General features: G+C 61.1%; 25 protein-coding genes. 16 read left to right on the top strand and 9 right to left on the bottom strand.

All coding sequences use genetic code 11. From position 1 onward, the window contains the following. The first annotated feature begins 6 nt into the window (after nucleotides 1-6). Nucleotides 7-1056, top strand: coding sequence for a tetraacyldisaccharide 4'-kinase (gene lpxK / locus GR212_RS00815; RefSeq protein ID WP_163984565.1), 1050 nt, complete (start codon nucleotides 7-9; stop codon nucleotides 1054-1056). 29 nt (nucleotides 1057-1085) lie between these two features. Here lpxK and GR212_RS00810 read toward each other — a convergent pair whose 3' ends face one another. Beyond that, the gene (locus GR212_RS00810) at nucleotides 1086-1316 is read right to left on the bottom strand and encodes a DUF2093 domain-containing protein (protein WP_015338954.1); all 231 of its coding nucleotides are present in this window, start codon (nucleotides 1314-1316) and stop codon (nucleotides 1086-1088) included. Between the two features lie 140 nt (nucleotides 1317-1456). Next, entirely contained in the window at nucleotides 1457-3289 is a 1833-nt protein-coding gene (gene mutL, locus GR212_RS00805; RefSeq protein WP_163984564.1) for a DNA mismatch repair endonuclease MutL, read from the bottom strand. A gap of 344 nt (nucleotides 3290-3633) precedes the next feature. On the opposite strand from mutL, the gene GR212_RS00800 reads away from it, so the two are divergent. Next, nucleotides 3634-5367 (top strand): response regulator, encoded by a 1734-nt coding sequence (locus GR212_RS00800; RefSeq protein ID WP_163984563.1) that lies wholly within the window; start codon nucleotides 3634-3636, stop codon nucleotides 5365-5367. A 125-nt stretch (nucleotides 5368-5492) separates the two neighbouring features. After that, nucleotides 5493-6848: a putative bifunctional diguanylate cyclase/phosphodiesterase gene (locus GR212_RS00795; RefSeq protein ID WP_163984562.1), complete on the top strand. Its 1356-nt coding sequence runs from the start codon at nucleotides 5493-5495 to the stop codon at nucleotides 6846-6848. Nucleotides 6849-6918: 70 nt separating this feature from the next. Here the strand turns inward: GR212_RS00795 and GR212_RS00790 are convergent, their stop codons facing one another. From GR212_RS00790 to GR212_RS00770, 5 genes are all read right to left on the bottom strand, one after another. Next, a complete protein-coding gene (locus GR212_RS00790) occupies nucleotides 6919-7542 on the bottom strand; it encodes a PRC-barrel domain-containing protein (RefSeq protein ID WP_163984561.1) in 624 nt (207 codons plus the stop codon). Between the two features lie 344 nt (nucleotides 7543-7886). Next, complete coding sequence (locus tag GR212_RS00785; protein ID WP_163984560.1) at nucleotides 7887-8774, bottom strand: SMP-30/gluconolactonase/LRE family protein; 888 nt, start codon at nucleotides 8772-8774, stop codon at nucleotides 7887-7889. 3 nt (nucleotides 8775-8777) lie between these two features. Further along, the gene (locus GR212_RS00780) at nucleotides 8778-9413 is read right to left on the bottom strand and encodes a 2-dehydro-3-deoxy-6-phosphogalactonate aldolase (RefSeq protein ID WP_163984559.1); all 636 of its coding nucleotides are present in this window, start codon (nucleotides 9411-9413) and stop codon (nucleotides 8778-8780) included. A 5-nt stretch (nucleotides 9414-9418) separates the two neighbouring features. Continuing rightward, nucleotides 9419-10345 (bottom strand): 2-dehydro-3-deoxygalactonokinase, encoded by a 927-nt coding sequence (locus tag GR212_RS00775; RefSeq protein ID WP_163984558.1) that lies wholly within the window; start codon nucleotides 10343-10345, stop codon nucleotides 9419-9421. Nucleotides 10346-10367: 22 nt separating this feature from the next. After that, nucleotides 10368-11129, bottom strand: a complete 762-nt coding sequence (locus tag GR212_RS00770; protein WP_204326240.1) for an SDR family NAD(P)-dependent oxidoreductase — start codon at nucleotides 11127-11129, stop codon at nucleotides 10368-10370. A gap of 141 nt (nucleotides 11130-11270) precedes the next feature. On the opposite strand from GR212_RS00770, the gene GR212_RS00765 reads away from it, so the two are divergent. The 13 genes from GR212_RS00765 to GR212_RS00705 all read left to right on the top strand — a co-directional run bounded on the left by GR212_RS00765 (nucleotide 11271) and on the right by GR212_RS00705 (nucleotide 24280). Further along, nucleotides 11271-12074 (top strand): IclR family transcriptional regulator, encoded by an 804-nt coding sequence (locus tag GR212_RS00765; RefSeq protein ID WP_163985145.1) that lies wholly within the window; start codon nucleotides 11271-11273, stop codon nucleotides 12072-12074. A gap of 324 nt (nucleotides 12075-12398) precedes the next feature. Then, nucleotides 12399-13136 carry a helix-turn-helix transcriptional regulator gene (locus GR212_RS00760; RefSeq protein ID WP_163984556.1) on the top strand — a complete coding sequence of 246 codons (738 nt, stop codon included), beginning with the start codon at nucleotides 12399-12401 and terminating at the stop codon, nucleotides 13134-13136. A gap of 661 nt (nucleotides 13137-13797) precedes the next feature. Continuing rightward, nucleotides 13798-14952 carry an iron-sulfur cluster carrier protein ApbC gene (apbC, locus tag GR212_RS00755; RefSeq protein WP_163984555.1) on the top strand — a complete coding sequence of 385 codons (1155 nt, stop codon included), beginning with the start codon at nucleotides 13798-13800 and terminating at the stop codon, nucleotides 14950-14952. A gap of 414 nt (nucleotides 14953-15366) precedes the next feature. Then, nucleotides 15367-16344: a magnesium transporter CorA family protein gene (locus GR212_RS00750; RefSeq protein WP_163984554.1), complete on the top strand. Its 978-nt coding sequence runs from the start codon at nucleotides 15367-15369 to the stop codon at nucleotides 16342-16344. A 53-nt stretch (nucleotides 16345-16397) separates the two neighbouring features. Then, nucleotides 16398-18263 carry a potassium transporter Kup gene (locus GR212_RS00745; protein ID WP_432444346.1) on the top strand — a complete coding sequence of 622 codons (1866 nt, stop codon included), beginning with the start codon at nucleotides 16398-16400 and terminating at the stop codon, nucleotides 18261-18263. Nucleotides 18264-18398: 135 nt separating this feature from the next. After that, nucleotides 18399-19130, top strand: coding sequence for a hypothetical protein (locus tag GR212_RS00740; RefSeq protein ID WP_163984552.1), 732 nt, complete (start codon nucleotides 18399-18401; stop codon nucleotides 19128-19130). Nucleotides 19131-19254: 124 nt separating this feature from the next. After that, complete coding sequence (locus GR212_RS00735; RefSeq protein WP_163984551.1) at nucleotides 19255-20433, top strand: cell wall hydrolase; 1179 nt, start codon at nucleotides 19255-19257, stop codon at nucleotides 20431-20433. A 312-nt stretch (nucleotides 20434-20745) separates the two neighbouring features. Continuing rightward, on the top strand, nucleotides 20746-21090 hold the full coding sequence (locus GR212_RS00730) for an AtpZ/AtpI family protein (RefSeq protein WP_163984550.1): 345 nt from the start codon (nucleotides 20746-20748) through the stop codon (nucleotides 21088-21090). 79 nt (nucleotides 21091-21169) lie between these two features. Beyond that, nucleotides 21170-21922 (top strand): F0F1 ATP synthase subunit A, encoded by a 753-nt coding sequence (locus GR212_RS00725; RefSeq protein ID WP_163984549.1) that lies wholly within the window; start codon nucleotides 21170-21172, stop codon nucleotides 21920-21922. A 66-nt stretch (nucleotides 21923-21988) separates the two neighbouring features. Further along, the gene (locus tag GR212_RS00720; protein WP_004109844.1) at nucleotides 21989-22216 is read left to right on the top strand and encodes a F0F1 ATP synthase subunit C; all 228 of its coding nucleotides are present in this window, start codon (nucleotides 21989-21991) and stop codon (nucleotides 22214-22216) included. A gap of 78 nt (nucleotides 22217-22294) precedes the next feature. Beyond that, entirely contained in the window at nucleotides 22295-22888 is a 594-nt protein-coding gene (locus tag GR212_RS00715; protein ID WP_163984548.1) for a F0F1 ATP synthase subunit B, read from the top strand. Nucleotides 22889-22891: 3 nt separating this feature from the next. Beyond that, entirely contained in the window at nucleotides 22892-23383 is a 492-nt protein-coding gene (locus tag GR212_RS00710) for a F0F1 ATP synthase subunit B (protein WP_163984547.1), read from the top strand. A 132-nt stretch (nucleotides 23384-23515) separates the two neighbouring features. Beyond that, nucleotides 23516-24280: a phosphotransferase gene (locus tag GR212_RS00705; protein WP_163984546.1), complete on the top strand. Its 765-nt coding sequence runs from the start codon at nucleotides 23516-23518 to the stop codon at nucleotides 24278-24280. 4 nt (nucleotides 24281-24284) lie between these two features. Here the strand turns inward: GR212_RS00705 and GR212_RS00700 are convergent, their stop codons facing one another. After that, nucleotides 24285-24944 (bottom strand): ribonuclease HII, encoded by a 660-nt coding sequence (locus GR212_RS00700; protein ID WP_163985144.1) that lies wholly within the window; start codon nucleotides 24942-24944, stop codon nucleotides 24285-24287. 109 nt (nucleotides 24945-25053) lie between these two features. After that, nucleotides 25054-26211 carry a PA0069 family radical SAM protein gene (locus GR212_RS00695; protein ID WP_163984545.1) on the bottom strand — a complete coding sequence of 386 codons (1158 nt, stop codon included), beginning with the start codon at nucleotides 26209-26211 and terminating at the stop codon, nucleotides 25054-25056. Nucleotides 26212-26307 lie beyond the last annotated feature (96 nt).

Genomic DNA, 26307 nt, shown 5'->3' with positions numbered 1-26307 from the left:
AGACGCATGGTATCGGAAGCCCCACCTTTCTGGTGGCGAAAGCCGGATTGGCGTGCCTGGGGGCTCTCACCCTTTTCCTTCCTGTACGGCCGCATTGCCGGGCGTCGAATGGTGAATGGCAAGCGGGCCTCCGTGCCGGTGCCGGTCATCTGCGTCGGCAATTTTACGGTCGGCGGCGCCGGCAAGACGCCGACGGCGCTTGCCCTTGCCCAGGCTGCGAAGGCGAAGGGGCTGAAGCCCGGTTTTCTGAGCCGCGGCTATGGCGGCTCGCTCGATGTGACTACGGTCGTCGATCCCGCGCATCACCACGCCACGGCGGTCGGCGACGAGCCGCTGCTGCTCGCCCGTGAGGCGCTGACGGTCATTGCCCGCCGCCGCGCCGAAGGTGCGGAAAGGCTGGTGCGCGAGGGCGCCGATCTCATCATCATGGATGACGGCTTCCAGAGCGCCCATCTTGCCATCGATTACGCTCTGGTGGTGATCGATGCGACCAGAGGCATCGGCAACGGCCATCTCGTTCCGGGCGGCCCGGTGCGCGCCCCGCTGCGCACACAGCTTCTCTATGCCTCGGCTCTGTTGAAGGTGGGCGAGGGCAACGCCGCCGATCGCGTCGTTCGCCTTGCGGCAAGGGCTGGAAAGCCCTTCTTTGCCGCGAGCGTCAGAGTGCGCGGCCAGGAAGATCTGCGCGGCCGCGGCGTGCTTGCCTTCGCCGGTATCGCCGATCCCGGCAAATTCTTCCGCACGGTCGAGTCGCTCGGCGCGAATATCGCCATACGCCGCAGCTTCGGAGACCATGAACATCCCGGCGAGGACGAAGTCTCAGACATGCTCGACATCGCGTCGCGCGAAGGTCTGGAGATCGTCACGACATCGAAGGACTATGTGCGCCTGATCGGCCATCATGGCCGCGCCAGTGAATTGCTGCGGCGCTGCAGGGTGATCGAGATCGATATGGTCTTCGACGATCCACAGGCGCCGGGATTGATCATCGACAGGGCGGTTGCAGCCGCGCGCGACCGCCGCTTGCGGGAAAAGCAAAGCGGCAAGGCGGTCTAAGATACTGGCAGCTTGGTCAGCGAGAGACGTCAGCGCTTCTGATTGGGAAGCGCGCCGGCGCGCTTCTCGGCCTCGAGCGAGGTGATGACGTCGGCATAGGGCTCCTGCCGGGCAACGCTCCAGTAGCGCAGCTCATCGAGGGCAATGTGCTTGCCGGTCATGGCGCAGACGACGTAGGAGCCCGGCATCAGGATCTGGAAATCGCCGTCGAGATAGCGAATCTTCGCCTCGCGGTTTCCATGTCCTTCGAAAAGATTCATCTGACGCCGTCCTTGATCTCTATCACCTGTTTGCCATACCGCGCCAGGCGGGACTTTTCCAGAGGATTTCCGGGAAAAGTGCGCAGCGGCTTCCAGCTGGAATGCGCGGAGCGCTCAATTGTCCTATAAAGCCGGTCGTTTCAACTGCGCCCGAACAGCCGCTCGATGTCCGAGAGTTTCAGCTCTATATAGGTCGGCCGGCCATGATTGCACTGCCCGGAGCCGGGCGTCGCCTCCATCTGGCGCAAAAGCGCATTCATCTCTTCCGGCCGCAAACGCCGGCCGGACCGCACCGAGCCGTGGCAGGCCATGGTCGCGGCCACATATTCCAGCTTGGCGGCAAGCCCGGAGGCCGTATCCCATTCGGCGATCTCGTCGGCCAGCTGCCGCACCAGTCCTTGCGCATCGACCTCGCCGAGCATGGCCGGCGTCTCCCGCACGGCGATGGCACCCGGGCCGAAACGCTCGATGGCAAGCCCGAGCTCGCCAAGCTCTTCGGCAAATACCATCAATCGGTCGCAGTCCTCCTCGGGCAGGTCGACGATCTCGGGGATGAGCAACACCTGCGACGACAGGCGCTTCGAATGCAGCGCCTTGCGCATGGCCTCGAAGACCAGCCGCTCGTGTGCCGCGTGCTGGTCGACGATCACAAGTCCGTTCTCGGTCTGGGCGACGATATAGTTCTCGTGCAGTTGCGCGCGGGCGGCACCCAGCGGAAACCTCGCCGGTTCCTCGGCACGCACCGGTTCAACAGGTGGCGCTGTCTCGGCGCGGGCGGTGGGCATGACCAGCCCTTCGAAGGCGGCCTGCGGCCTCTCGGCAAATCCATAGCCTGCCGCTGCAGCCTGTCTTTCATAGGGGCGGGACGGCGACGTTTCCGGCGTCCAGGGAGCGGCCGCGGGCGAGGGGCGCCAACCCGGCTGGAATCCGGACCGTCCGGCCGTGAAGGCGCGCAGCATGCCATCCGCCCCGGTCGTTGCGGCACGGTCGCCTTCGCGCGCCAGCGCCTCGCGCACCGCGCCGACGATCAGGCCGCGAACCAGCCCCGGATCGCGGAAGCGAACGTCGGATTTCGCGGGATGCACATTGACGTCGACCAGCGCGGGATCGAGCCTCAGCGAAAGCACGGCGACGGGGTAGCGCCCGGCGGGAATGGTCTCGGCATAGGCGCCGCGAATGGCCGAGAGGATCAGCTTGTCCTGCACCGGCCGGCCGTTGACGAAGGCATATTGATGGGCGGAGTTGCCGCGATTGAAGGTCGGCACGCCGGCAAAGCCGCTAAGGCTCACATCCTCGCGCACGGCGTCGAGCGCGATGGCGTTGTCCTTGAATTCGGCGCCGAGCACCTGCGCCATGCGGGCGAGATGGTCGTCGCCGGTCGCGGGAAACTCCAGCGTCGAGCGGTCGCTGCCCGACAGCACGAAGCGCACGCGGGGAAAGGCGATCGCCATGCGCTTGACGACTTCGGTGATCGCGGCCGCCTCCGCCCTTTCCGTCTTCAGGAATTTCAGGCGTGCCGGTGTTGCGAAGAACAGGTCGCGCACCTCGACGATCGTGCCGGGATTGGCGGCCGCGGGCCGCAGATGCAGAACCTTGCCGCCGGCAACAGCGATCTCCGCGCCGCCCGTTGCGCCTACCCTTCGGCTTGCTATGGAAAGTTTCGCCACGGAGCCGATGGAGGGCAGCGCCTCGCCGCGAAAGCCGAGGGTGCGGATGTCTTCCAGCGTCTCGGAGATCTTCGAGGTGCAATGGCGCCGGACCGCAAGCTCGAGATCCGCCTCTTCCATGCCGGAGCCGTTGTCGGTCACCCTGAGCAGCGCCTTGCCGCCGCCTGCGGTCGCGATCTCCACACGGGTCGCGCCGGCGTCCAGCGCGTTTTCGATCAGCTCCTTGGCGGCGCTCGCCGGGCGTTCGATAACTTCGCCGGCGGCAATCTGGTTGATCAGTGTTTCGGAGAGTAGCTTGATGGTCATGGCGCCATTGTCGTGGATTCGCGGCAGTGTGGGAAGAGGAAAGGCGGCAGCCCGGTCTTCATCCACCCGTTTCCGGCCGAGGCTTTGTTAAGAAATTTAATCAATGTTTAAGGGAAAGATGACAGGTTGCGGGCAGAGAAACTTGAAATGACCGCAGGTGGCGCGTTTCGTGCATGCTGAGGGCTCTTTGATGGCAGGTTGGTGGCCGTCAATTTCCATGAGCCAGGTGCCATTTGCTTCAAGTCCAAGGCCAGCATGCAATTTCCAAAATTTATACCCTAGAGCGAACGCCGCCCTGTCGATTTGCCGTGCTGTAATATAGGTTGAGTGTAGGAATCCAACGAATGACTGCCGAGATTGACAAGGCAGCTTTGGCAATGATGACCGCTGATGCGCCTTTCGGCGGCAATCTGCAGGCAATGCTCTTCGACGTTTTCTGCGATGGCCTCTCCAGCGCCTTTTTCGCTTATGACAAGAACGATCTGCTGCTGTTCGCCAGCCGGCAGATTCTGAATTTCTTTCCGATCCAGCCGGAATTCCTGCAACCCTCGACCCGCCTGCGCGATTTCCTGGGCGCGGTCTTCGATACGGGCATCCGCTATCAGCGCAGCCCGAGCAAAACCGCCGCCAACCGCGACGACTGGATATCGCAGCGCATCGCCACGCATTGGCGCGAGCGATACGAGACGACGGAGCATTTCAGCGACGAGCGCTGGGTGCGGATCATCAAGCGGCGACTGTCGTCCGGCATCGGCTTCTGCATCATATCCGACGTTTCCGAGGTCAAGAAGCGCGAGGAGCAGTGGCGCGTCGACATGGAGCGCGTGCAGCTCACCGAGGATATTCTCGACAACCTGCCGTTCCCGGTTTTCGTCAAGGACCAGAACCTGGTCTACGTCGCCGTCAACAGGGCATTCTGCGACAAATATCAGACCGCGGCGGACGAGGTGCGGGGCCGCAAGAGCATCGATCTCTTCTCCACCGATCTCGCCAACCGCTTTCACGAAAGCGACCGGCATGTGATCGAGACGGGCGAAATGTCGATCTCGCGGCAGCGTCAGATCGCCCGCGACGGCGTCGAGCGCGACATCGTCACCCGCAAGCAGCGCATCGGCAAACCCGGCCGTTATTTCCTGGTCTGCACCATGCAGGACCTGCCGAAGGACGGTGCCGATTTCGACGAATTCACGCTCGCATCGAGTATCAGGGAAAACAGCGATCGCTCCTATCGCCGCGCCTATGTTCCGGTGGCCGCGCTGCAGACCATCTCGCGCCGCCCGGCCGCCATGGAAACCTTCGTTCCGGAAAATTTCAGCGGCCGCAAGGTGCTGGTGGTCACGGCCGATTTTGCCGCCGAAACCGCTGCCCTGAAGACGCTTGAGAAATACGGCTTCGAAGCCTGTGTGGTTCACAACGAGAACGAAGAAGCGGCGTTTCTGGACCTGGCGAGCGCGCATGGCGTCAAGATCGATCTCGTCATCGTCGACAACCAGCTCGGCAAACGCGGCATAGAACTCGCCGAACGGCAGAACCTGACCGCCATGTCGCTGGATGGCTCGCAGCTCGCCACGGAGCTGGCTTTCCTGATCGCGCGTCATTTCAACCGCAACATTCGCGGCGAGCTTGGCGAGTTCATGGAGCCGGGACTTGCGCCGGAATGGCGGCGCGTGAACGGCGACGAGCGCCGTGCGCAGATCCTGGTCGCCGAAGACAACGACATCAACCAGATCGTCTTCTCGCAGATCCTTGAGGGGCTGGGATACAGCTACGTGATCGCCGCGAGTGGCGACGAAGCCGTAAGGCTGTGGCAGGAGCATCGTCCCGAGCTGATCCTGATGGACATTTCACTGCCGGGCCTGAACGGTTTCGAGGCTGCCAGGCTGATCCGCGGTGCCGAGAAGGGAAGCGGATCGCACATACCGATCGTCGGCGTTCTGACCCAGGCTTTCGAGCGGGATCGCAAGGAATGCGTGGATGCCGGCATGGATGACGTCATCCTGAAACCGGTCAGTCCCGACATCATCGAGACGGTGTTCCAGAAGTATATGCGCAGCGCCTTGAAGGCACAAAATAGATAAATGTTACAACGATATCAGCTCCGATGGTAAGTTATCGCCGGCTTCGAATGACTGTCGTCTTGCTATTGTTTGTTAAGACTTAGACGTCATGCTTTTCCCGGGTGGAGAAAAGGTCGGAACCGAATATGAAATCGGCTGAAATGCTGCCAGGGCCAGTTGGTCAAGAGCCGCAGGCAATAGCTTATACCGATCCGCTCACCGGATTGGGCAATCGGCATCGCATGCGCGAGCGCACGCGCGCTCTTTCGCTGGAACGCGCCAGCGATCCCGCGCCATTCACCATCGGCATCGTCAACCTCGATGCCTTCAAGCCGATCAACGACCTGTTCGGCGTCGAGGCCGGCGACGAGATTCTCTGCCAGGTTGCCCACCGCCTCAAGGCTTGCATCCCCGACGGCGCGATGGTGACGCGTCATGACGGCGACGAGTTCGCCTTCGTCCTGCCGCTGGTTTTCGAACGCGTCGGCGCCGAAAAATTCGGGCAGATGATCCGCGAGGTGCTTTCCGCGCCCTACGATCTCGGCGACCGCAACGTTCGCCTTTCCGCCTCCTTCGGTTTCGCCATCCATCCGTTCGCCGGCGAGGAGTTCGACGATCTCCTGAAGAACGCGGAAACCGCGCTTTACCGTTCCAAGCGTCGCGGTCGCGGCCAGATTACCGTCTATTCGAGGGAGATTGCGCAGGAGATGAAGCGCGCGACGCAGCTGGAGCAGGCGTTGCGCAATGCCATCATCTCCGATGCCATCGACGTGCATTTCCAGCCGATCGTTTCGCTCGCCAACAACATGGTTCTCGGTTTCGAGGCACTGGCTCGCTGGAACGATCCGGATCTCGGTTTCGTCTCTCCGGCCGTCTTCGTGCCGCTTGCCGAGGAGCGCGGCTTCATCGACGCGCTTTCCGAAACGCTTCTGCGAAAGGCGGCGGAAGCCGCCCTTTCATGGCCGCGCGAGCTTTTCCTGTCCTTCAATCTGTCTTCGGCACAATTGATGGATCCCGGCACCAGCAGCAGCGTCCTTGCCATCCTCACGCGCGTCGGCCTGGATCCGCATCGTCTCGAGCTCGAAATCACCGAAACTGCCGTCATGAGCTCGGCCGATACGGCTCATCGCATCATAGCTGACCTGCGCGCTGCGGGTGTCCGCATCTCTCTCGACGATTTCGGCACGGGCCAATCGAGCCTCGGGCGACTGCGTGAATTCATCTTCGACAAGGTGAAGATCGACCGGGCCTTCGTCTCGCGTATGAATTCCGATCGGGCATCCGAGCACATCATCAAGGCGGTTCTTGCCATGTGCGAAGGGCTGGAGCTGCGTGTCGTTGCGGAAGGCATAGAGGAACACGCCGAAGCGGCGAAGCTGAAGGCGCTGGGTTGCGCGATGGGGCAGGGGTATTACTTCGGCAAGCCCGCGGACGGCGCCGCGACGCTTCGCTACCTGCAAACCCACTATTTCGAGCCCGGCAACGAACGCGAAATCGCGTAGTTGAAGAAGGACAGTTAAAGAAAACGGCGGCCGGGGAGGTCGCCGTTTCCGTATTTCGTTCGACCGGTGTTTACTTGTTGGTGGTCGACGACGTGGTCGTGCTGTCGGTTCCCGGCATTGTCGAGCTGCCGGCCGAGCTTGCCGCCTTCTCGGACGCCTGCATCGAAAGCGTCTTGAATTCCGGCGCAGCCTTCAGCGATTCGGCCGTTTCGGTGGCCGTCAGCTTCACCGTGCCATCCTGAGCATTCTGGGTGGCGGTGATCTTGTCGAAGGGAACGGCGACGTTTTTCTGGCCTATGCCAAGGAAACCGCCGACGCCGATCACTGCGGCGACGACACCGCCCTGCTTCTGCAGGATCAGGTCGCTGATGCTGCCGATGCTTTCGTTCTGACCGTTATAGACCGACTGGCCCATATAGGTCTTGGCGCTGATCTGGTCCGCCGACTGCGCGGTCAGATAGCCACCGGCCTGCTCCGTGCCCGTCGTTGCGGCTGGAGCCTGCGCGTTATTCTGCGGTGTTGCGCTATCCGGCTTTGCAGCGCCCGGCGTTGCCGGAGCGGATTGCGAGAGCGGCGCGTTGCCGCTGTCGCCGTTCGACGGCTGCTGCGCCTGCGCGAAGGCCATCGGCGAGAGTACGGAGGCCGTGGCGAAGATTGCGCCCGCAGCAACGGAAGTGAAGAGTTTCCCAGTCATCGTGAACCTACCTTTCATTCTGATGGGCATGCTTTATCAAGCGCGCATGCTTACCAGCGCGAGTGGAGTTTTTAAGGACCAGCCATTGTCGTGCCGGTCTTAAAGGCAAATGGCTCAGGCTGGTTTTAGTTCCGTCAAAAGTTGCGGAAAGTCGATGCGGTCGCGCAGGGATTGGAAAAATTATCGTTTAATAACAAAAGACTATTGATTCAAAAAACAACCGTGGGATTGCCCGGATGCCGGGCATGGACCAACGCGGAGACCAGGTTCTTCCGAAGAATTTTGAGGCTGACGCCGCGTTGATCGTCGAGAAAAGCCGCCGGTGCTGGCGGCAAAAGCTTCAATCAAAGCTTGTAGGGAGGATCGAAAACGCCTCTGACCGTGGGGCCGAGCTCCAGAAGCGCGCCAGCCTGCGGCTGCATGGAGCGCGCTTCGTCGTCCAGCCCTTCCCAGGCCGTGGTCACGGCAAGCCGGTCAGCATTCTTGCCGATGAAGGCGGGGCAAGAGGGCTGCATGGCCGGCACGCGGTAGCGCTCGATGCGCAGCCCGTCCGGGCTGTACTTGTCGACGAAGCCGGAGCCCCAGCGCGCATTCCAGATATAGCCGTCGGCATCGCAGACCGATCCGTCGAGACCGCCCGGATCTTCCATGCTGTCGACCATGACGATCGGCTCGCCCGTCGGAAGCCCCGTCTCGGGATCGACGAGCACGCGCATGAGCTGGCTGACGCGGGTATCGGTGAAGTAGCCGATGCTGCCGTCCGGCGAAAAGCAGATGGAATTGGGAATGCTGATCTGGTCGAAGATCTTGGTGACCTTGCCGCCGGCGACATGATAGATGGCGCCCGCCTGCATTTCGGCGCGTTTGCCCATGGTGCCGATCCAGAGCGATCCGGATATGTGCGTGCGCCCGTCGTTGGAACGGTTCTCGGGCTTGTCGGCTTCGATCGCCGCATAAAAGCTCAGCTCGCCGGTGGCGACGTCGCGCAGGAACAGGCCCTGCTCGGTGGCGATCATCTGCCGCTCCGCATCGACGCGGGCCAGCACGCTTGCCATCATCGGCAGCTCGTGAACCTGCTTCTTGCCTGTGGGAAGATGCAGTTCGTGCAGTTCCTTGCCGAGGATGTTGAACCACCAGACGGTGTCCGTATCCGGATCGTAGGTCGGGCCCTCTCCCAGGACGGAGGAGGTGTTGCAGAGAATATTGCCCTGAAAATCATGAATATCGGTCATAGATCAGGCTCCTATGGCTGCATCATAGGCATAAATGGTGGCCTTGGCGCGTTCGGCAACCTCTGCGGCCGTCATTCCCGGCTTGTAAAGACTGGTGCCGAGGCCGAAAGCCAGGATCCCGGCCTTGGTGTAATCGGCGAAATTCTTGTCCGAAACGCCGCCAACCGCGGCGATGACGAGCTCCGGCGGAAGGATCGCGCGAATGGCGGTGATGCCGGATGCGCCGAGCACGCCGGCGGGGAAGAATTTGAGCCCGGTGGCGCCGGCGCGCGCTGCCTGAAGCGCCTCCGTGGCGGTAAAGACGCCCGGCATCGTCACCATGCCCTTGTCGCGGGCGCGGCTGATGACCGCGGGCTCGACATTCGGCGTCACCAGCAGCTTGCCGCCGGCGCCGTCCAGCCTGTCGACGTCTTCGACCGTCAGCACGGTGCCGGCGCCGATCAGGCAATCGGCGGGCGCCAGCTTGGCGGCGATTTCGATGGAGCGGAAAGGCTCCGGAGAATTCAGCGGGATTTCGATGGCGCTGAAGCCAGTCTTGATCAGCGCGCTGACGATATCAGCCGTTTCCTCCGGCTTGATGCCGCGAAGAATGGCGATGAGCGGGCGCTTCATGGGCGGGAAGGGGGTGCGGGTCGTCATCTGCTTTAGCTTTCCTTGGTGAACCAGATCGCCTCGGCCGCGGCGGAAAGCCCGCGACGGACGGCGGCATCGGCGTCAATGGTGTTGTAGGTGAGAGACAGGGCGCGGAACGCGTCCTCGTAGAGAGCCTGGAGGCGGCCGGAGGCGACAAGCGTGATGGCCGCATTCTTCCCGGCCGAAGCCAGTGCGCCGGCGATTTCCGTGCCGATCAGCGTACCCGATATCAGCGCCTGCGCGCCGGCGGCCGTCAGCCCGTTCAGAAGCTGGCCGGAGCGGGCCGTGAACAGCAGGTTGGTGGCAAGCGCCGGCTTGTCCGATGCCGCCTTCAGCGCAGTTTCGAATGTCCTGGTATCGGCGGGCAGGTCGGCGGCGCCGGCAACGGCGTGCGACAGGATGCTGTGCTTGGTAATGACGTCGAAAAGCTCGCCGGTCATGTAGGTCGAGAAGCCCGTTACCTGGCCGTCGAGCACCCGCACCCATTTCGAATGCGTTCCCGGCATGCACACGAGCTGCTCGCCCTTGGCGTCGGCGGGGATCGCGCCGAGCAGCTGCGTCTCCTCGCCGCGCATGACGTCGGGCACTTCCTGGCTGCGTTGCGCCAGACCCGGCAGGATGCGGATGTCGCGCGGCTGTCCGGGGACGGAGACGGCGCCGGTCAGGATGGCGGAAAGCGAGGTCGGCGTATCGATATATCCGGCTTCCACCCATCCCTGCCGCGCTCCGGCCATGCCGCAGACGATGACGGGGATGGCATCGGGCGCGGAGACGGAATCCAGATGTGCCTGCAGAACCGTGTCGAAACCGGTCTGGGCCGCCGTGGTCATGCCTTCGCCGCTGCGGCGCTCCGCCAGAATGCCGCCGTCTTCGCCGATCAGCCACAGGCGGAAACTGCTGGTGCCCCAGTCCACCGCGACATATGCGGGCTTCGTCATGAGAAATGCTCCAAATTTTGCGTTAGAAAATGCCGCCATCGACGGTGATGGCTTGTCCGGTCATGGCGCCCGAGCAGTCGGACGCCAGGAAAAGCACCGGCCCGACCAGATCGTCGGCGCTCAGCACGCGCTTCAGGCACTGCCGATCGACTGTTCTGGCCATGCCGTCCTCGGTCAGCCACAGGTCCAGCTGCCGCTGGGTCACGATCATGCCCGGCAGAACCGCGTTGACACGGACATTCTCGGGGCCGAGGCGTCCGGCAAAGCTCTTGGTCAGTCCGATGATGCCGGACTTGGCGGCGGCATATGAGGAAAGCTGCGGCGGGTTCATCTTGAAGGCGATCGAGGAGAAGTTGATGATCGCGCCGCCGCCCGCGCCGCGCATGCCGGGCGCTGCCGCCTGCGATACGAAGAAGACCTGTTTCAGGTTGATCGCCTGGCTGTTGTCCCAATACTCCTCGGTCATGGTGTCGATGTCGTGCCGGTCGTCCCAGGCGGCGTTGTTGACGAGCACCCGGATCGCGCCGAGATCGGATTCGACGGCCGCGACCGTGCTCTTTATGTCGCGAACATCGCGCAGGTCGGCATGGTAGAAGGCGACCGGATGGGCCGATTGCGCCGAAAGCCGGACGGCGAGCGCCTTGCTGGGTTCCTCGGCAATATCGATGAAGGCGACCTTCGCGCCCTGTTTCGCAAAGCCTTCCACGAGGCTCGCACCGATGCCGGAGCCTCCGCCGGTAATCAGGACGGTGCGGTCTTTCAGATCGGGAAACTGCGCTTGCATCTCAGCCAAGATCTTTCCTCCGGGATAGGTCAATAGTTCCATTATTTGGAACAAAATTTGACTATGTGGAATTATCGGATTACGCTTTCATCGTGTCAAGGATGCGGCAACGCCGCCAGCGATAAATGAAAGGATGCGGACCTGAATTCGGAAGGTGCAAACGCGAACGATCGCCGCGACCGGGAAACCGGCACGCTCGGCAAGCTCGTCTCCCTGCTCGATGTCGTCGCGCTTGCCGATGGCCCCATGCGCTTCACGGACATTCTGTCGCTGTCCGATCAGCCGCGCGGCACGCTGCACCGGCAACTGTCGCACCTCGTCGAGGAAGGGCTCCTCGAGGTCGATCGCGATGGGCGTTATCTCATCGGTCTCAGGCTGTTGACGCTCGCCTCGCGCAGCTGGGCGCGCAACGAGTTCCGCGCCATCGCCGAACCGCATCTGCACCGTTTGCAGGAAGTGACCGGCGAAACCGTGCATCTCGGCGTCTTGCGCGGCGTGGAGGTCATCTATCTCGACAAGGTGGAGGGCCGGCAATCCGTGCGCATGTATTCACAGATCGGCAATGCCTCTCCGGCCTATTGCACGGGCGTCGGCAAGGCGGCCCTCTCGTCGCTCGATGATGCCGAACTTGCCGCAAGGATCGCGGGCCTCGAATTTCGAGCCTATACCGAGCACACGCTTGGCGACGCCTCCGCGCTGCTGTCGAATATTTCCGAGATCCGGGCGCGTGGCTACGCGTTCGATCTGGAGGAGCATGAAAGCGGCATATGTTGCGTTGCCGCCCCAATCTGCTCCGACGATCGTCACATGCTGGCCGGGGTCTCCGTGACCGGGCCGGCTTACCGCGTCACATCGCAGAAGTTGCAGGCATGGGCGCCTTTGGCGGTGGCCGCGGCTGATTCGATCATGATGGACATGCGAAACCGCATGGGCCCCAAGCGTTAGTTTCGCAAATTTCGCGCTACGGCTGTCTAAAGGCCGCCGATTTAATGCTGCTGGCGCCGGATCTTAGCCAAATTGCCCGTTTATCTGGAATTTTACTGTTGAGATATGCGTAAGAGCTGCCATTATCCTCAGGTGATTGCTGGAAATGTGGAGGATTTGGCAAGGTGATGAGACGACATCATAGTAATGGTCATTGATCCATTCACGGTTTTGGAAAACTTATATTTTAGCCGGCGCCTGATATCGGTGCTGCTACGATAATCGCGAGGGACAGGAGACGGAAGTTTCAGATTTTTTCCCTCTTTTACATAAAGAAGACTGATAATGGCGGCATTCGTACAGGCGGGGACGCCCCCTCGCGGCGAGGATTTTATCGAGGAAATCGGCAGGCTTAAGACGCAGTTCGATGTGTTCCGGTTCATGAAGGGGCTGACGGAGGCCTACCGCTGCCGCGCTTTCATGGTGCTCAAATTGCCGCCGATAACCTCCTCTGAATTGCAGAGCAATTCGGTGATCAACAACTGGCCGGCGGAGTTGCTCTCCATCTACGATCAGGAATGCTTGCTGCCGACCAGCCCTGTCCTGCAGCGTTTGCGTCGCTCCACCTTGCCCTTTATCCACGACGTCGCGGCGAGTGCGAATCGCGAGGAGGGCAAGTCACAGCTTGCCGTCGCCTTGTTCGAGCGTTTTCGCATGTCGCGTTTCGTCTATTTGCCCACCCATGACGCTTCCGGTCTTCGTGGCGCAGTTTCCATGGCTGGCGACCGCGATCTGTTTTCGGCCGAAGAGATAAAGGACCTCTTCTACGTCGCCATTCACGTTTTCGACCGGCTCGCCGAAATCCGCAACCTGGATGTGCGCGTCGTCGATGCTCTCACCGACAGGGAAATCGATTGCCTGAACTGGACGGCGGCCGGAAAGACCAGCGCGGAGATAGCTGAAATCCTTGCGCTTTCGGAGCACACCGTCAATCACTATCTCAACCGTGCCACCAAGAAGCTCGATACCGTCAACCGTACGCAGGCCGTTGCCAAGGCTCTACGGGTCGGACTGATCAAGTAATGACTTTTGGCGGGCCGGTGCAGCCGTCTCGGCATCCCGGCCGCAGCCATTCTTCGGCCGCATGGCGATGATCGAGATTTAGGCAGCTTGTGAACGGATTTTGTGCGTTGCGAGCGGAATTGATGACGCGCGCTTCAGCACTCATCCATCATCCGCAAGAGCTTATTCGTCAGGTCATTGATTTACATCGATATTTTTGAGTTCCTGAAAACTGGCACGCTTCCTGCTTGTTAAATGGCAGAGGTCCAGAGGGGACTTTGATAACAGCGCCGATGAAACGAGCGCGGATCGAACAACCGCCGCCGATGCCACGCCACAGCTTCTCCAGGCGAAGGCGTCGGCGGCGGTTGTTGCTTATTTAACACGCTTACTAAGTTCGGATGCGCGGATGGGACGATTTTCGTCCCGTTGCCCTATTCCTTTCCGATGGGTGCTCTATGTCGGCCCGCGAAAACGTCTTCCCCGATTGGGAGAGCGTTGCGGCTGGTAGGGTCATAGATGGACCCGGCGGACCTGCCGGCCGCAACGAAGACGTTTTTTATCGACGGCGTTCCGAATTTCGTTTGGCGAAGTCCTGCCGCTCCACTATCTAAGCCAGAATGATTTCGGGAAGCGCCCGCCCGGGCCGCGCTCTCGATCAAGACCGTGCAGTGAGGGTGGAATGGCAGACATCACCAAGGAACAGGTGCTGGAAACGTTGAAGACGGTTCGCGGCCCGGACCTGGAGCACAATATTGTCGAACTCGGCATGGTGTCGGACGTCTTCATTTCGGACGGCAAGGTCTATTTCTCCATCACGGTTCCCGCCGAGCGCGCGAAGGATCTCGAGCCGATGCGGCTTGCGGCCGAGCGGGTCATCAAGGAAATGCCCGGCGTCAAGGGCGCTCTGGTCGCGCTGACGGCGGACAAGAAGGCCGGCGCTCCAACGGCTCGGCCGACGCCGCCGCAAGCCGCCCCGCATGGCCATTCCCATTCTCGCGCGCCCGCGCCGCAACAGCCGCCTCGTGCTGCCAAGGCCGGCGTTCCCGGCGTCAAGTCCATCATCGCCGTCGCCTCCGGCAAGGGCGGCGTCGGCAAATCGACGACTGCGGTCAACCTGGCTCTGGGGCTGCTCGCCAACGGCCTGCGCGTCGGCATTCTGGACGCCGATATCTATGGCCCCTCGATGCCGCGTCTGCTGAAGATTTCCGGTCGTCCGACCCAGATCGACGGCCGCATCATCAATCCCATGGAGAATTACGGCCTCAAGGTCATGTCGATGGGCTTCCTTGTCGAGGAAGAGACCGCGATGATCTGGCGTGGGCCGATGGTGCAATCCGCGCTGCTGCAGATGCTGCGCGAGGTCGCCTGGGGCGAGCTCGACGTGCTGGTGGTGGACATGCCGCCGGGCACCGGCGACGTGCAGCTCACCATGGCGCAGCAGGTGCCGCTCGCCGGGGCGGTCATCGTGTCGACGCCGCAGGATCTGGCGCTGATCGATGCGCGCAAGGGGCTGAACATGTTCCGCAAGGTCGAGGTTCCCGTCCTCGGCATCGTCGAGAATATGAGCTATTTCATCGCTCCCGATACCGGCGCGCGCTACGACATTTTTGGCCATGGCGGCGCCCGCAAGGAAGCCGAGCGCATCGGCGTGCCGTTCCTGGGCGAAGTGCCGTTGACCATGGGCATCCGCGAGACCTCCGATGCCGGCACGCCGCTGGTCGCCGCCGAGCCGAACGGGGTCGTTGCCGGCATATATCGCGAGATCGCGGCCAATGTCTGGAAGCAGGTGGCAAGCTCCCCGCAGCGCGCCGCGCCGTCGATCGTGTTTGAATAATTCACGAACACATATCTGCTTTCGGTATAGTGACGGATTGTCTTGTCGGCATCCTGTGCTATGACTTCGCAAGATTAGCCAAACTGCGGTGAAAGCGCGCAATGAAGAGGTTGTGACTTGATTCTTTGCGAGCTTTGCTGCATATGCGCCGCCTGCGTGGAACTGGTCGGTCGTTTCCGATGACCACTCTCCGCCGAACGGTGGTTTTATTTCGTCCGAGCAGGCGGTTTCGCCGGGACGGACGAAGGATTGGTACAGCAGCGCAATGGAACGTGAACACGGATTCCCGGCCGGACCGGCGGGATACGACCGGGGTTTTATGAACTTTTTTCATTGGCCATTGGTGAGATCGCGGCGAGTGCGCGCAACGCGCCTTGGCTCCGGTTTCGTTTCCGTCGCTGCAGGAGCAAGCAGTTGATAACTGCCTATTGCTCAGACTCGAAGCCGCTTGAGCTTCCCGATCTTTCGGCTGCAGATCGGCTGCCTGAGAATGCCGTATGGATCGACATGGTCGATCCCTCGCGCGAGGAAGAAGCCGCCATCGAGCGCCTGCTAGGGCTCGAAGTGCCGACACGCGAAGACATGAAGGATATAGAACCGTCGAGCCGGCTCTATATCGAAAACGGCTCCGTTTTTCTGACCGCTTCCTTGTTGTGGAAGGCCGATACCAATCTGCCGATGCTCACCGATGTCGCCTTCATCCTGACGGGAGATCGGCTGGTCACCATCCGCTACGCGCAGCCGAAATCCTTCGCGCTGTTCATCGCGGCCTTGCAGCGCATCCCGCAGGAGCGGCGCACCGGCGTCTCGCTCCTTGCCAAGCTTCTCGAAACGATCGTCGATCGTACCGCGGAGGTGCTTGAACAGACGGTCGCCGGTATCGATATATTGTCGGTGCATGTGTTTGGCGATCGTGTGAAGAAGATCCGCCGGCCGGCAAACTATCTGGAAGAAAAGCTCAAGGACATCGCAGGCTATCACCGCACGCTGAGCAAGGTGCGCGACAGCCTGAGCTCCCTGTCCCGCTTGCTGACCTTCCTTCATACCATTCCCGCCATGCACCAGGACCATGAGGCCAAGGACCTGTGCCGCAACGTTGCGCGGGATGTGCAATCCCTGTCGGAGCATGCGTCGTTCGTCGCAGGAAACATCACCTTCCTGCTCGATGCATCGCTCGGGCTGATCAATATAGAGCAGAACGCCATCATCAAGATCTTCTCGATCGCTTCCGTGGTGTTCCTGCCGCCGACGCTCGTGGCGTCCGTATACGGCATGAATTTCGAGCATATGCCCGAGCTGCATTTTGCCTACGGCTACCCGACATCGCTGTTGTTGATGGTGGTTTCCGCCATCGTTCCGTTTTTCTTTTTTCGCTGGAAAGGCTGGCTCTGAGAGTCTAGTGATCCTGAATGTCTAACGAAACCCATCATTCTCCCGACGGGAAAATGAACGCTCGTAAGCTCGCTTACCTCGCCCTCGGTTCGATCGGTGTAGTCTACGGCGATATCGGCACGAGCCCGCTCTATGCCTTCCGCGAGGCACTGAAGCCGGTGGCCGCCGACGGTCTGACGCGCGGCGAAGTCATCAGCGTCGTCTCGCTGATGTTCTGGACACTGACGATCATCGTCACCATCAAATATGTTCTTTTTCTGCTGCGCGCGGACAATGACGGCGAAGGCGGCACCCTGTCGCTGCTGGCGCTGCTGATGAAGACGGCAAACGGCCACACGGCCGTCCTGATGCTGCTGGGCTTGCTGGGTGCTGCGCTTTTCCTCGGCGACGCGATGATCACGCCGGCGCTTTCGGTCCTCTCCGCCGTGGAAGGCCTGAAACTCGTGACGCCGACATTGTCGGACTATATCGTGCCCATATCGGTCGCGATCATGGCCCTGCTTTTCGCCATCCAGTCGCATGGCACCGGCGCGGTCGCCCGCTTCTTCGGCCCGATCACGGCAATCTGGTTCATCGTCATGGGCCTTGCCGGCATCATGCACATTTCCGATGATTTCAGCATTCTGGCCGCGCTCAATCCCTGGTATGCCGTGAGCTTCCTCGTGCGCGAAGGCTTCCTCGGCGTCGTCGTCCTCGGTGCCGTGTTCCTGACGGTGACGGGCGCGGAAGCGCTGTATGCCGACCTTGGCCATTTCGGCCGCCGTCCCATTCAATGGGCCTGGTTCGTATTGGTGTTCCCGTCGCTGGCGTTGAACTATTTCGGCCAGGGTGCGCTGGTGCTGCGCGAGCCCATGGCCATGTCCGACCCCTTCTTCCTGATGTTTCCGCACTGGGCGATCCTGCCGGTGGTCATTCTCGCCACGATGGCGACGATCATCGCCAGCCAGGCTGTCATAACGGGTGCTTTCTCGCTCACGCGCCAGGCCATCCATCTGGGCTTCCTGCCGCGCATGGAAATCCTGTTCACCTCGGAAACCAATACCGGTCAGATTTTCCTGCCGTCCGTCAACACGGTCCTCTTCTTCGGCGTCATCTTCCTCGTGCTGGCTTTCAAGACCTCGGATGCCCTGGCGACGGCCTATGGTATTTCCGTGACCGGCGCGATGGTCGTGACCTCGATCATGGCGTTCGAATTCGTCCGCGTCCGCTGGAACTGGACGCTGCCGATGGCGGTTGCGGTGCTGGCGCCGCTGCTGATGCTGGAATTCGTCTTCCTTGGCGCCAACCTCCTGAAGATCCACGACGGCGGCTATGTCCCGGTCATGATCGCGACGGCCTTCACCGTCATCATGTGGACCTGGCGGCGCGGCACCGCGATCCTAATGGAGAAGACGCGGCACACGGATATTCCGCTGTCGTCCTTCGTCAGTTCGATCGAGCGCAAGAGCGATCACTCGCCCGCGCATGTGCCAGGCACGGCGATCTTCCTGACGAGCGATCCGGAATCCGCGCCCGCCGCGCTGCTGCACAATCTGAAGCACAATCACGTCCTGCACGACAAGAACGTCATCCTGACGATCCGCACCGTCAACAAGCCGCGCGTCGCCCAGGAAGACCGCTATTCGGTCGAAAAGGTTTCCGAGCGCTTCTCGCGCGTCGAACTACGCTTCGGCTTCATGGAATCGCAGAACGTCTCGCAGGCCCTGGCGACATTGCGCAAGACGGGCCTGAAGTTCGACATCATGTCGACCTCCTTCTATCTCGGCCGCCGCAAGCTGGTGCCGGACGCCAAGTCCGGGATGCCGCATTGGCAGGACCGGCTCTACATCGCGCTCGCCAACGCCGCGACCGATCCGTCCGACTACTTCCGACTGCCGGCCAACCGTGTGGTGGAACTGGGCTCGCACGTCATCATCTGAAGCAGCCGCTTTCGTTGTTTGTCGGCAGGCCCGGGGGATATCCGCCGGGCCTGCCGATTTTTTTATTGCGCAAGTAGCGCATAGTAATATTCAATTTAAAAGGGAAACGGCTCTTTACTTTCGGGGGGATTGCGGATGCTCAAGCAGGCCTTATCTATCGCGCGTAACAATCTGGTTTTTTACGCGGTGTTTGTGATTTGTGCGGTCGGCATGGCCATTCTCGACGAGTACTCCAAGAAATTTGCTTCAACGGGCGCGGTCCTCTTTCTATCGGCTCTGTTGGTGATGAATGTGCAGAATTCTGTTTTGCGGAATCAGAATTTCACGGCCGCGGCGCGAGGCAGAAAGCTTCCGCTTGGAGGATATATGTTCAGAAGCTTTGTCCTCGTCCTACTGGCGTTTATACTGATTATTCCCGCCATATTTTTCCTTTTGCGCGGGGGTGGCGCGAGTAAAGCTCACATCATAATTTGGGTAACGCTCGCATATCTGGTGGCGTTTGCCATTGTTCTTTCACTCCTCGGAACATGGCTGCCGGCAAATATTCACGGCGCGAACGCGACGATGGGGGATGCGCTGCGAAGAGGGGTGGCGCGCTTCCCTTCGACGGTGCTTCTGGTGTTCTTGGGTCTAGCCGTTCCTCTCGTTGCCACGATCATAGCGTTGATACTTGAGGTGTCCTTCGGCAGCGTGGAACTGATCACGGATGGTCATCTGAATATCGCTGCCATTCTGCTGGCTTTGGTAGCCAACGCTTTCCAGGCTATCGGTTGGACGTACATAGCGGTCTTGCTGGCGCGCAGATATATGGAGGCCGAGCACATCGGCCCCCCTTCAGAGGCTCAAATGCCTGCGGTCTTCCCGTAGATTCCCGACGCATCGCTTTCGGCTCGCCACGTTCGGGATACATTCCCGCCCGAATTAACCATCCATCAAGGTTAATGAGAGATTATTCCGGCTCCTGGTTTCGAGTGCCGTTTGGAGTCCGGTGTTGTCTCGTTCGCGTCATGTCAGTCGAAAATTGCGGTTTCTGCCGCAGAACTGGACTTCTCCAGCCGTCTTCGGGCTCTGTGCCTGGCTGATCTTCCCGTCGGCCGCCGCTTATGGCGATCTTGCCGGCATGCTTGCGGGGATCGACAGGGAAGGGGCCAACTGGCGTATGGTGATGACAAACTCGCCGGCCGGTTCCACCCATCAGGCGGAACTGGCATTCGGCGACGCCAAGGCGTCGGCGGCGATCGGTGATGGCGGGTTGGTCTTGCCGGACGGACGCCGTGTGGCGTTCCAGTCCGAACAGAAGGGCAGCGATCCGCGCCCGGATGAGGACCGTGTCAACCGGCAGGACAAGAAGGGTCGCGTGGTGGCCGTCGCGCCGATGCTTCCGCCGAAGGATTTTTCCGCAGGCTCCGTGTTGCAGCGTGACAGCATGCTGTTCCGGCCGGAATCCGATACCGGCGAGCGTACGGCATTCCTGAAGCCCAAGCTCGGCGGTAAGGAAATCCAGATTGCCACCGCCTTTTACAAAAAGCAGCCGCCGAAGCCGGACGATGGCGTGCCGTCCTATCTCGCGAGTCTCGTGACCAACCCGGATGCCGATGTTCTCGCCGCAGCCTATGCCTCGCCGGCGCCCGATTATGCCCGCGTTTCGCCCTTCGATTCCATTCTTGCCAAGGATCAGGATGGCGAAGGCCGCTTCGTGCCGCAGATCGGCCCAGAGGATCATGCCTGGGCCGCCAATGTTCTTCCGCCTTCGGTCTTTTCTTCGGATGAACAGCAGTGCCTTGCCACCGGCATCTATTTCGAGGCGCGCGGAGAGTCGGTGAAGGGGCAGGCGGCAGTGGCTCAGGTCATTCTCAACCGGGTCCGCAATCCCGCCTATCCGAAGACCATCTGCGGTGTGGTCTACCAGAATGAAGACTGGCACAATGCCTGTCAGTTCTCCTTCGCCTGCGACAACGTCAAGGAGAAAGTCAATTCACAGGAACACTGGCGCATTGCCCGTCAGGTGGCCATGGCCGTCACTGCCGGCAAGATCTGGCTGCCGGAAGTCGGCTCGGCCACGCACTATCATGCCGTCTACGTCCGGCCGAAATGGGCGGCCGAAATGGTGAAGGTCGGCCGCATAGGCATGCACATCTTTTATAGGACCTATGGCGGCGGCTGGAGCTGAAGCAATCCGGCCGCTGTTTCGGGGCCGGATGAAAGCTCGCCACACCAGGCAAAAAAGCGACGGAAAAGCATGGGCTGAAGGGGATTCTTCGGCTCACTTTTCGGCTCATAAGGCTCTTTCAGTCTAAGATCATGATTTAATTGGGCTAATTTATGGCTGGACAGATGGTGTCTACGCCTTGACTATGCTTTTTCCTAAAACTATGTTGCGCGCGACTTCAAAACGGGCCGAAAGGTGGCGAAACCTGCTGTTCGTTTACGCGTTGACCGGGGTGTTGGGATAGCGCGCAACGAAAAGGGGGAGGATGTCACCATGACGGATGATCGCGACGAAGGTCTGGAGCAGCGACGAGCGCAGCTGGGAGCCGAATTGGCGAGCAAGCGCGCTGCGGTGAGAGAGGATGAACGCGGGGAGATTCGCGCCGAGGAAGGCCGTAAAGGCTATGCTCAGGCGATGAAGCTTTCCAGTGAATTCATTGCCGCAATCATCGTTGGCGTCGTTCTGGGCTATGTCTTGGACCGTTTTATTGGTACGACGCCGTGGGGCATGATTATTTTCCTGCTTCTCGGATTCTGTGCCGGCGTGCTGAATGTGCTGCGTTCTGCGGGCAAGGTGGCGACACCTGAGCTTGATGAGCGCAAGACGGATAAGAAATGAGCGGAAGCAACGCTGCGGCGTGGTTTCCAAATGAGAGGCATCCGCTCCGACAGGGCGGGAAAATGAAAGAGAACAAGCGGTGGCAAACGGACCTACCCATCAGTTCCTGATCTTCAAGATTATTCCGATCGACATCGGTGGAATTGATTTTTCGTTCACCAACGCTTCCTTGTTCATGGTCGCTTCCGCAGTGCTGTCTGCCGGCTTCCTGTATTATGCCAGCGCACCGCGCAGCGTCATCCCGAGCCGGGCTCAGTCGGTTGCCGAAATGGCCTATGAGTTCATCGCCTCGATGCTGAAGGAAGGGGCGGGAACGAAGGGAATGAAGTTCTTCCCGCTGGTCTTCTCGCTCTTCATGTTCGTGCTCACCGCGAACCTGCTCGGCATGGTGCCTTATTTCTATACGGTCACCAGCCAGATCATCGTCACCTTCGCGCTGGCGTTGCTCGTCATTCTTACCGTTATTCTCTACGGTTTCATCAAGCACGGCTTTGGCTTCCTCAAGTTGTTCGTGCCGCAGGGTGTTCCCGGCATTCTCTTGCCGCTGGTGGTGGTGATCGAAATCATCTCCTTCCTGTCCCGGCCGATTTCGCTCTCCGTTCGTCTTTTCGCCAACATGCTCGCCGGCCATATCACGCTCAAGGTGTTCGCAGGCTTCGTTGCCTCGCTCGGAGCCCTCGGCGCGATCGGCATCGGCGGTGCAATTCTTCCCCTCATCATGACCGTCGCCCTCACCGGTCTCGAATTCCTTGTCGCCTTCCTTCAGGCCTACGTCTTTGCGGTACTGACTTGCATGTACCTCAACGACGCAGTGCATCCGGGTGGCCACTAAGGATAAAGACATTGGCGTCTAAGGGCGTCAGTTATTCACCGCACAACCATTTCAAAGGAGTTCAACATGGACGCGGAAGCAGCAAAGTTCATCGGCGCAGGTTTGGCTTGCTTTGGTATGGCCGGCACGGCTCTTGGCCTCGGCAATATCTTCGGCAGCTACCTGTCCGGCGCACTGCGCAATCCGTCTGCTGCTGACAGCCAGTTCGGCCGTCTGGTATTCGGCTTCGCCGTTACGGAAGCTCTGGGCATCTTCTCGCTGCTCATCGCTCTCCTCCTGCTCTTCGCCGTCTGATATCAGCGGCGTCATAGATCACGGTTCGCGGGCAGCGAGCCGTGATTCTTTGTATTTGCAGACCACCTGGAGGTGAGCATGTTTGTGACCCCGGCATATGCTGACGAAGCACCGCCGGCCGCCGGCGAGGTGCATACGGAAACGGGTGCGCCGAGTGAAGGCCATCACGCCGGCGTTTTTCCGCCGTTTGACCATACGACGTATCCGTCACAGCTGCTTTGGCTGGTGATCACCTTCGTCATCTTCTACGTGGCCATGCAGAAGATCGTCATTCCGCGCGTTGGCAATATCCTTGAAAGCCGGCATGACCGGATCGCCCAGGATATCGAGGAAGCTTCGCGTCTGAAGACCGAAGCCGACGCTGCCGTCGCGACCTATGAAAGCGAGCTGGCCGCAGCCCGCGCCAAGGCAAATTCGATCGGCGCTTCTGCCCGCGATGCCGCCAAGGCAAAGGCCGAGGAAGATCGCAAGGCGATCGAGGCAAGCCTTTCCGAGAAGCTCAAGGCTGCGGAAACCCGCATTGCCGAGATCAAGGAAAAGGCTTTTGGCGATGTTGGTGCGATTGCGGAAGAAACTGCTTCCGCCGTCGTGGAACAGCTGGTCGGCAATGTCGCCGGCAAGGCTGATGTCGCTTCGGCCGTTGCCGCAGCATCCGCGAAGCGGGAGGGCTAAGTTATGACTTTTGGTCTTGACGAAACTTTCTTTGCATTTGTCGCTCTCATCATCTTCATCGGTCTCATCGTCTACCTGAAGGTTCCGGGCATGATGGCGAAGTCGCTCGACGACCGCGCCGACCAGATCCGTAACGAGCTGGCGGAAGCCAAGCGCCTGCGCGAAGAGGCCCAGCACCTGCTGGCCGAATATCAGCGCAAGCGCAAGGAAGCTGAAGCAGACGCAGCGAACATCGTTGCCGCAGCCGAGCGCGAAGCCGAAATGCTGACGACCGAAGCCCGGAAGAAGACCGAGGAATTCGTCGCCAACCGCACGGCTTTGTCCGAGCAGAAGATCAAGCAGGCTGAAGCCGACGCGATGAAGGCGGTTCGCTCCGCAGCCGTCGACCTGGCGATCGCCGCCGCTGAATCGGTTCTCGCGAAGAAGGCCGATGGCCGCGTTCAAAGCGAACTCTTCAACGATGCCGTCAAGGACGTGAAGACGCGCCTGAACTAAGCGCGCGGAAGATCGAAATTCGAAAGAGCCCTGCTTGCGCGGGGCTTTTTTGTTTTTCATCCTGCTTTCCGCAGGTTGACCATGGTTTGCGGCAGATAGCGAAGCCATGGGATCGAGGGGGGGGGCGCGCAGATGCAGTCATCGAGGGACGACGAGCCGTTTCGTCAGGGCGATCTTGTCGTGAGGCCGGTGCGTCCTTGGACGCCGGGCGTGCATGCGCTGCTGGCCGCCTTGCCGCGGTATGGTTTCACCGCGGCTCCGCAACCGAACGGCTTCGACGAGGTCTGGGAGAAGGTTGCCTATCTGCCCGGCGCCACGGGCGATCTCGGCGATAATGGCGAAATGCGCTCCGAGCGGATCCTGCGATCGGCCGCGTTGCTATTGCACCGGTATCATCATAGCTCTGCTCTGGTGCTGCGGGATATTGCCGCCACCCATACATGGCAGCTGCCGCCGCGCCTGCCGTCCGAGATCGTCTGTCATGGAGATTTCGCGCCCTACAATGTCGTCGTCAACGATGGTGAAGTGACGGGGATCATCGATTTCGAGACAGCTCATCCCGGCTCGCGCATTTGGGATCTGGCCTACGCTCTCTATCGCTGGGCTCCGTTGTCGTCAAACGTGGCAGTGGAGGGATTGGATAGGCTTGACGGGCAGATCCGGCGCGCGCGAGCCTTTGTCGATGCCTATGAATTGCCCGTTACCGAGCGCCATGCCCAGCCGGGCGTCATCATCGAGCGGCTTGAGGCACTATTGGCCTTCATGGAGCGGGAAGCCGCGCGCGGCGTCGAACGCTACCGCCGCAATCTGCGGGACGGACACGACCAGATTTACCGCAGCGATATCGCCTATGTGACGGAGCGGTCAGGCGTAATTGCCGCAGGCTTGACCGGGTGACCTCTCAGACGGCTTCCTTGCGCAAGGGGCGGAAGCTCATGCGGTGCAGAGGGCAGGGGCCATGCTGTTCGATGCCGGCGCGGTGCTGAGCCGTGCCATAGCCAGCATGGGCCGCAAAGCCGTACGCCGGGAAGACGACGCCGGCCCGCGCCATCATCCGGTCGCGCGTCACCTTGGCGACGATCGAGGCGGCTGCGATGGAGAAGGAGCGTGCATCGCCCTTGACGACGGCCTTTCCGGGGCAGGCCAGCCCCGCGGGCACATCGAGCCCATCGGTGAGCACATAGCTTGCCGGCATTGCCAGCCCGCAAATGGCGCGTCGCATGGCATCCAGGCTTGCCTTGCGGATGTCGGTGGTGTCGATGCGGGCCGCGCTCGACGAGGCGATGGAGACTGTCGCCGTGGCAAGGATTTCCGCGAACAGCTGCTCGCGTCTGGTAGCGCTCAGCTGCTTGGAATCGTTCAGGCCGTTCGGGATATGCTCAGGGTCGAGAATGACGGCGGCCGCTACGACCGGGCCTGCGAGCGGGCCCCTGCCGGCTTCATCCGCTCCGGCAACCGGCCAGTGGCCGGCGCGGCGGGCGATCAGTTCCAGCTCGAAGGTCGGAACAAGAGGCGCGTCCTCGAATAGCATTGGAGAATCGGGTGATGTGCTGCGTGACATGCGGCGAAGCTGGCACACCACCCGATCTCCTGCAAGCCCCCGGTGGATCAGGGCGGCGAACCTGGGGGGCTTTCTTCCGGCGGGCACAGGGAAAGCCCGCGAGGAAAGGTCAGAGCAACGACAGCTGCACGCCGCTGCCATCCGGCGGCACGAAGAGGTCGTCACTCAAGGCGATATTGCGGCGCGTCAGCTCGAGGCGGCGCGTCGCCATCTCGAAACGGCGGCTGATCTGCCAGGCATAAGGCCCGGCGCCCTTCATGCGCTTGCCGAATTCCGCATCGTAATCCTTGCCGCCGCGCATCGAGCGGATCAGCGACATGACGTGGCGATAGCGGTCCGGATAGTGCTGCAGCAGCCAGTCGCGAAACAGCGGGCTCACCTCCAGCGGCAGCCGCAGGATGACATAGCTTGCCTCCAGGGCACCGGCCGCCTTGCCGGCATCGAGAATGCGCTCGATCTCGTGATCGTTGAGGGCAGGGATGATCGGCGCCACCATGATCGCGGTGCGGATGCCGGCCTCGCTGAGGGCCTGGATCGCCTCCAGCCGCCGTGACGGCGTTGCAGCCCGGGGCTCCATGGTGCGCGCGAGCTTGCGGTCGAGCGTCGTGACCGACAGCGCCACCCGCACCAGGTTCCTGGCGGCCATCTCCTTGAGGATGTCGATATCGCGCATGATCAGCGCCGATTTGGTGACGATGGCGACCGGATGGTTCGCCTTGTTCAACACTTCGAGGATCTGACGCATAATCCGCCATTCCTTCTCGATCGGCTGATAAGGGTCCGTGTTGGTGCCGATGGCGATGACGCGGGGTTTGTAGCCGGGCTTCGCCAGCTCGCGTTGCAGAAGCTTTGCCGCATCCGGCTTGGCGAACAGCTTCGATTCGAAATCCAGCCCGGCAGACAGGCCCATATAGGCATGTGTCGGCCGTGCGAAGCAGTAGATGCAGCCATGCTCGCAGCCGCGATAGGGGTTGATGGAACGGTCGAAGGGGATATCGGGGGATTCGTTGCGGGTGATCGCGGTGCGCGGCTTTTCCACCTGCACCTCGGTCTTGAATGGCGGCAGCTCCTCCCAGCTCTGCCAGCCGTCGTCGAAGGCCTCGCGCTGCTGCGGCTCGAACCGACCGCTGGGGTTCAATCCTGCGCCGCGCCCGCGCCGACGCTCGGCATCGACCCTGAGGCCGGTATCGGCAATCATGGCGTTGGCAACGTCTGCCGTATTGGCAGGCGCGAATGCGGCCTGCCCTGCAAGGGACTGCTCGTTCATCGGTAGCTCCAGGGCGGTTCGTGCCATCGCATGCCGCGTCTAAGATGATTAAATTCCTATCCGACAAACGAGAACATTGCAAGAACAAAAAACTGG

Source organism: Martinezella lusitana, from assembly GCF_010668395.1.
In the GTDB taxonomy this organism is placed as follows: Bacteria; Pseudomonadota; Alphaproteobacteria; order Rhizobiales; family Rhizobiaceae; genus Rhizobium; species Rhizobium lusitanum_A.
Note: the sequence above shows the minus strand (reverse complement) of the source record. Positions and strands in the feature narration are given on the sequence as shown.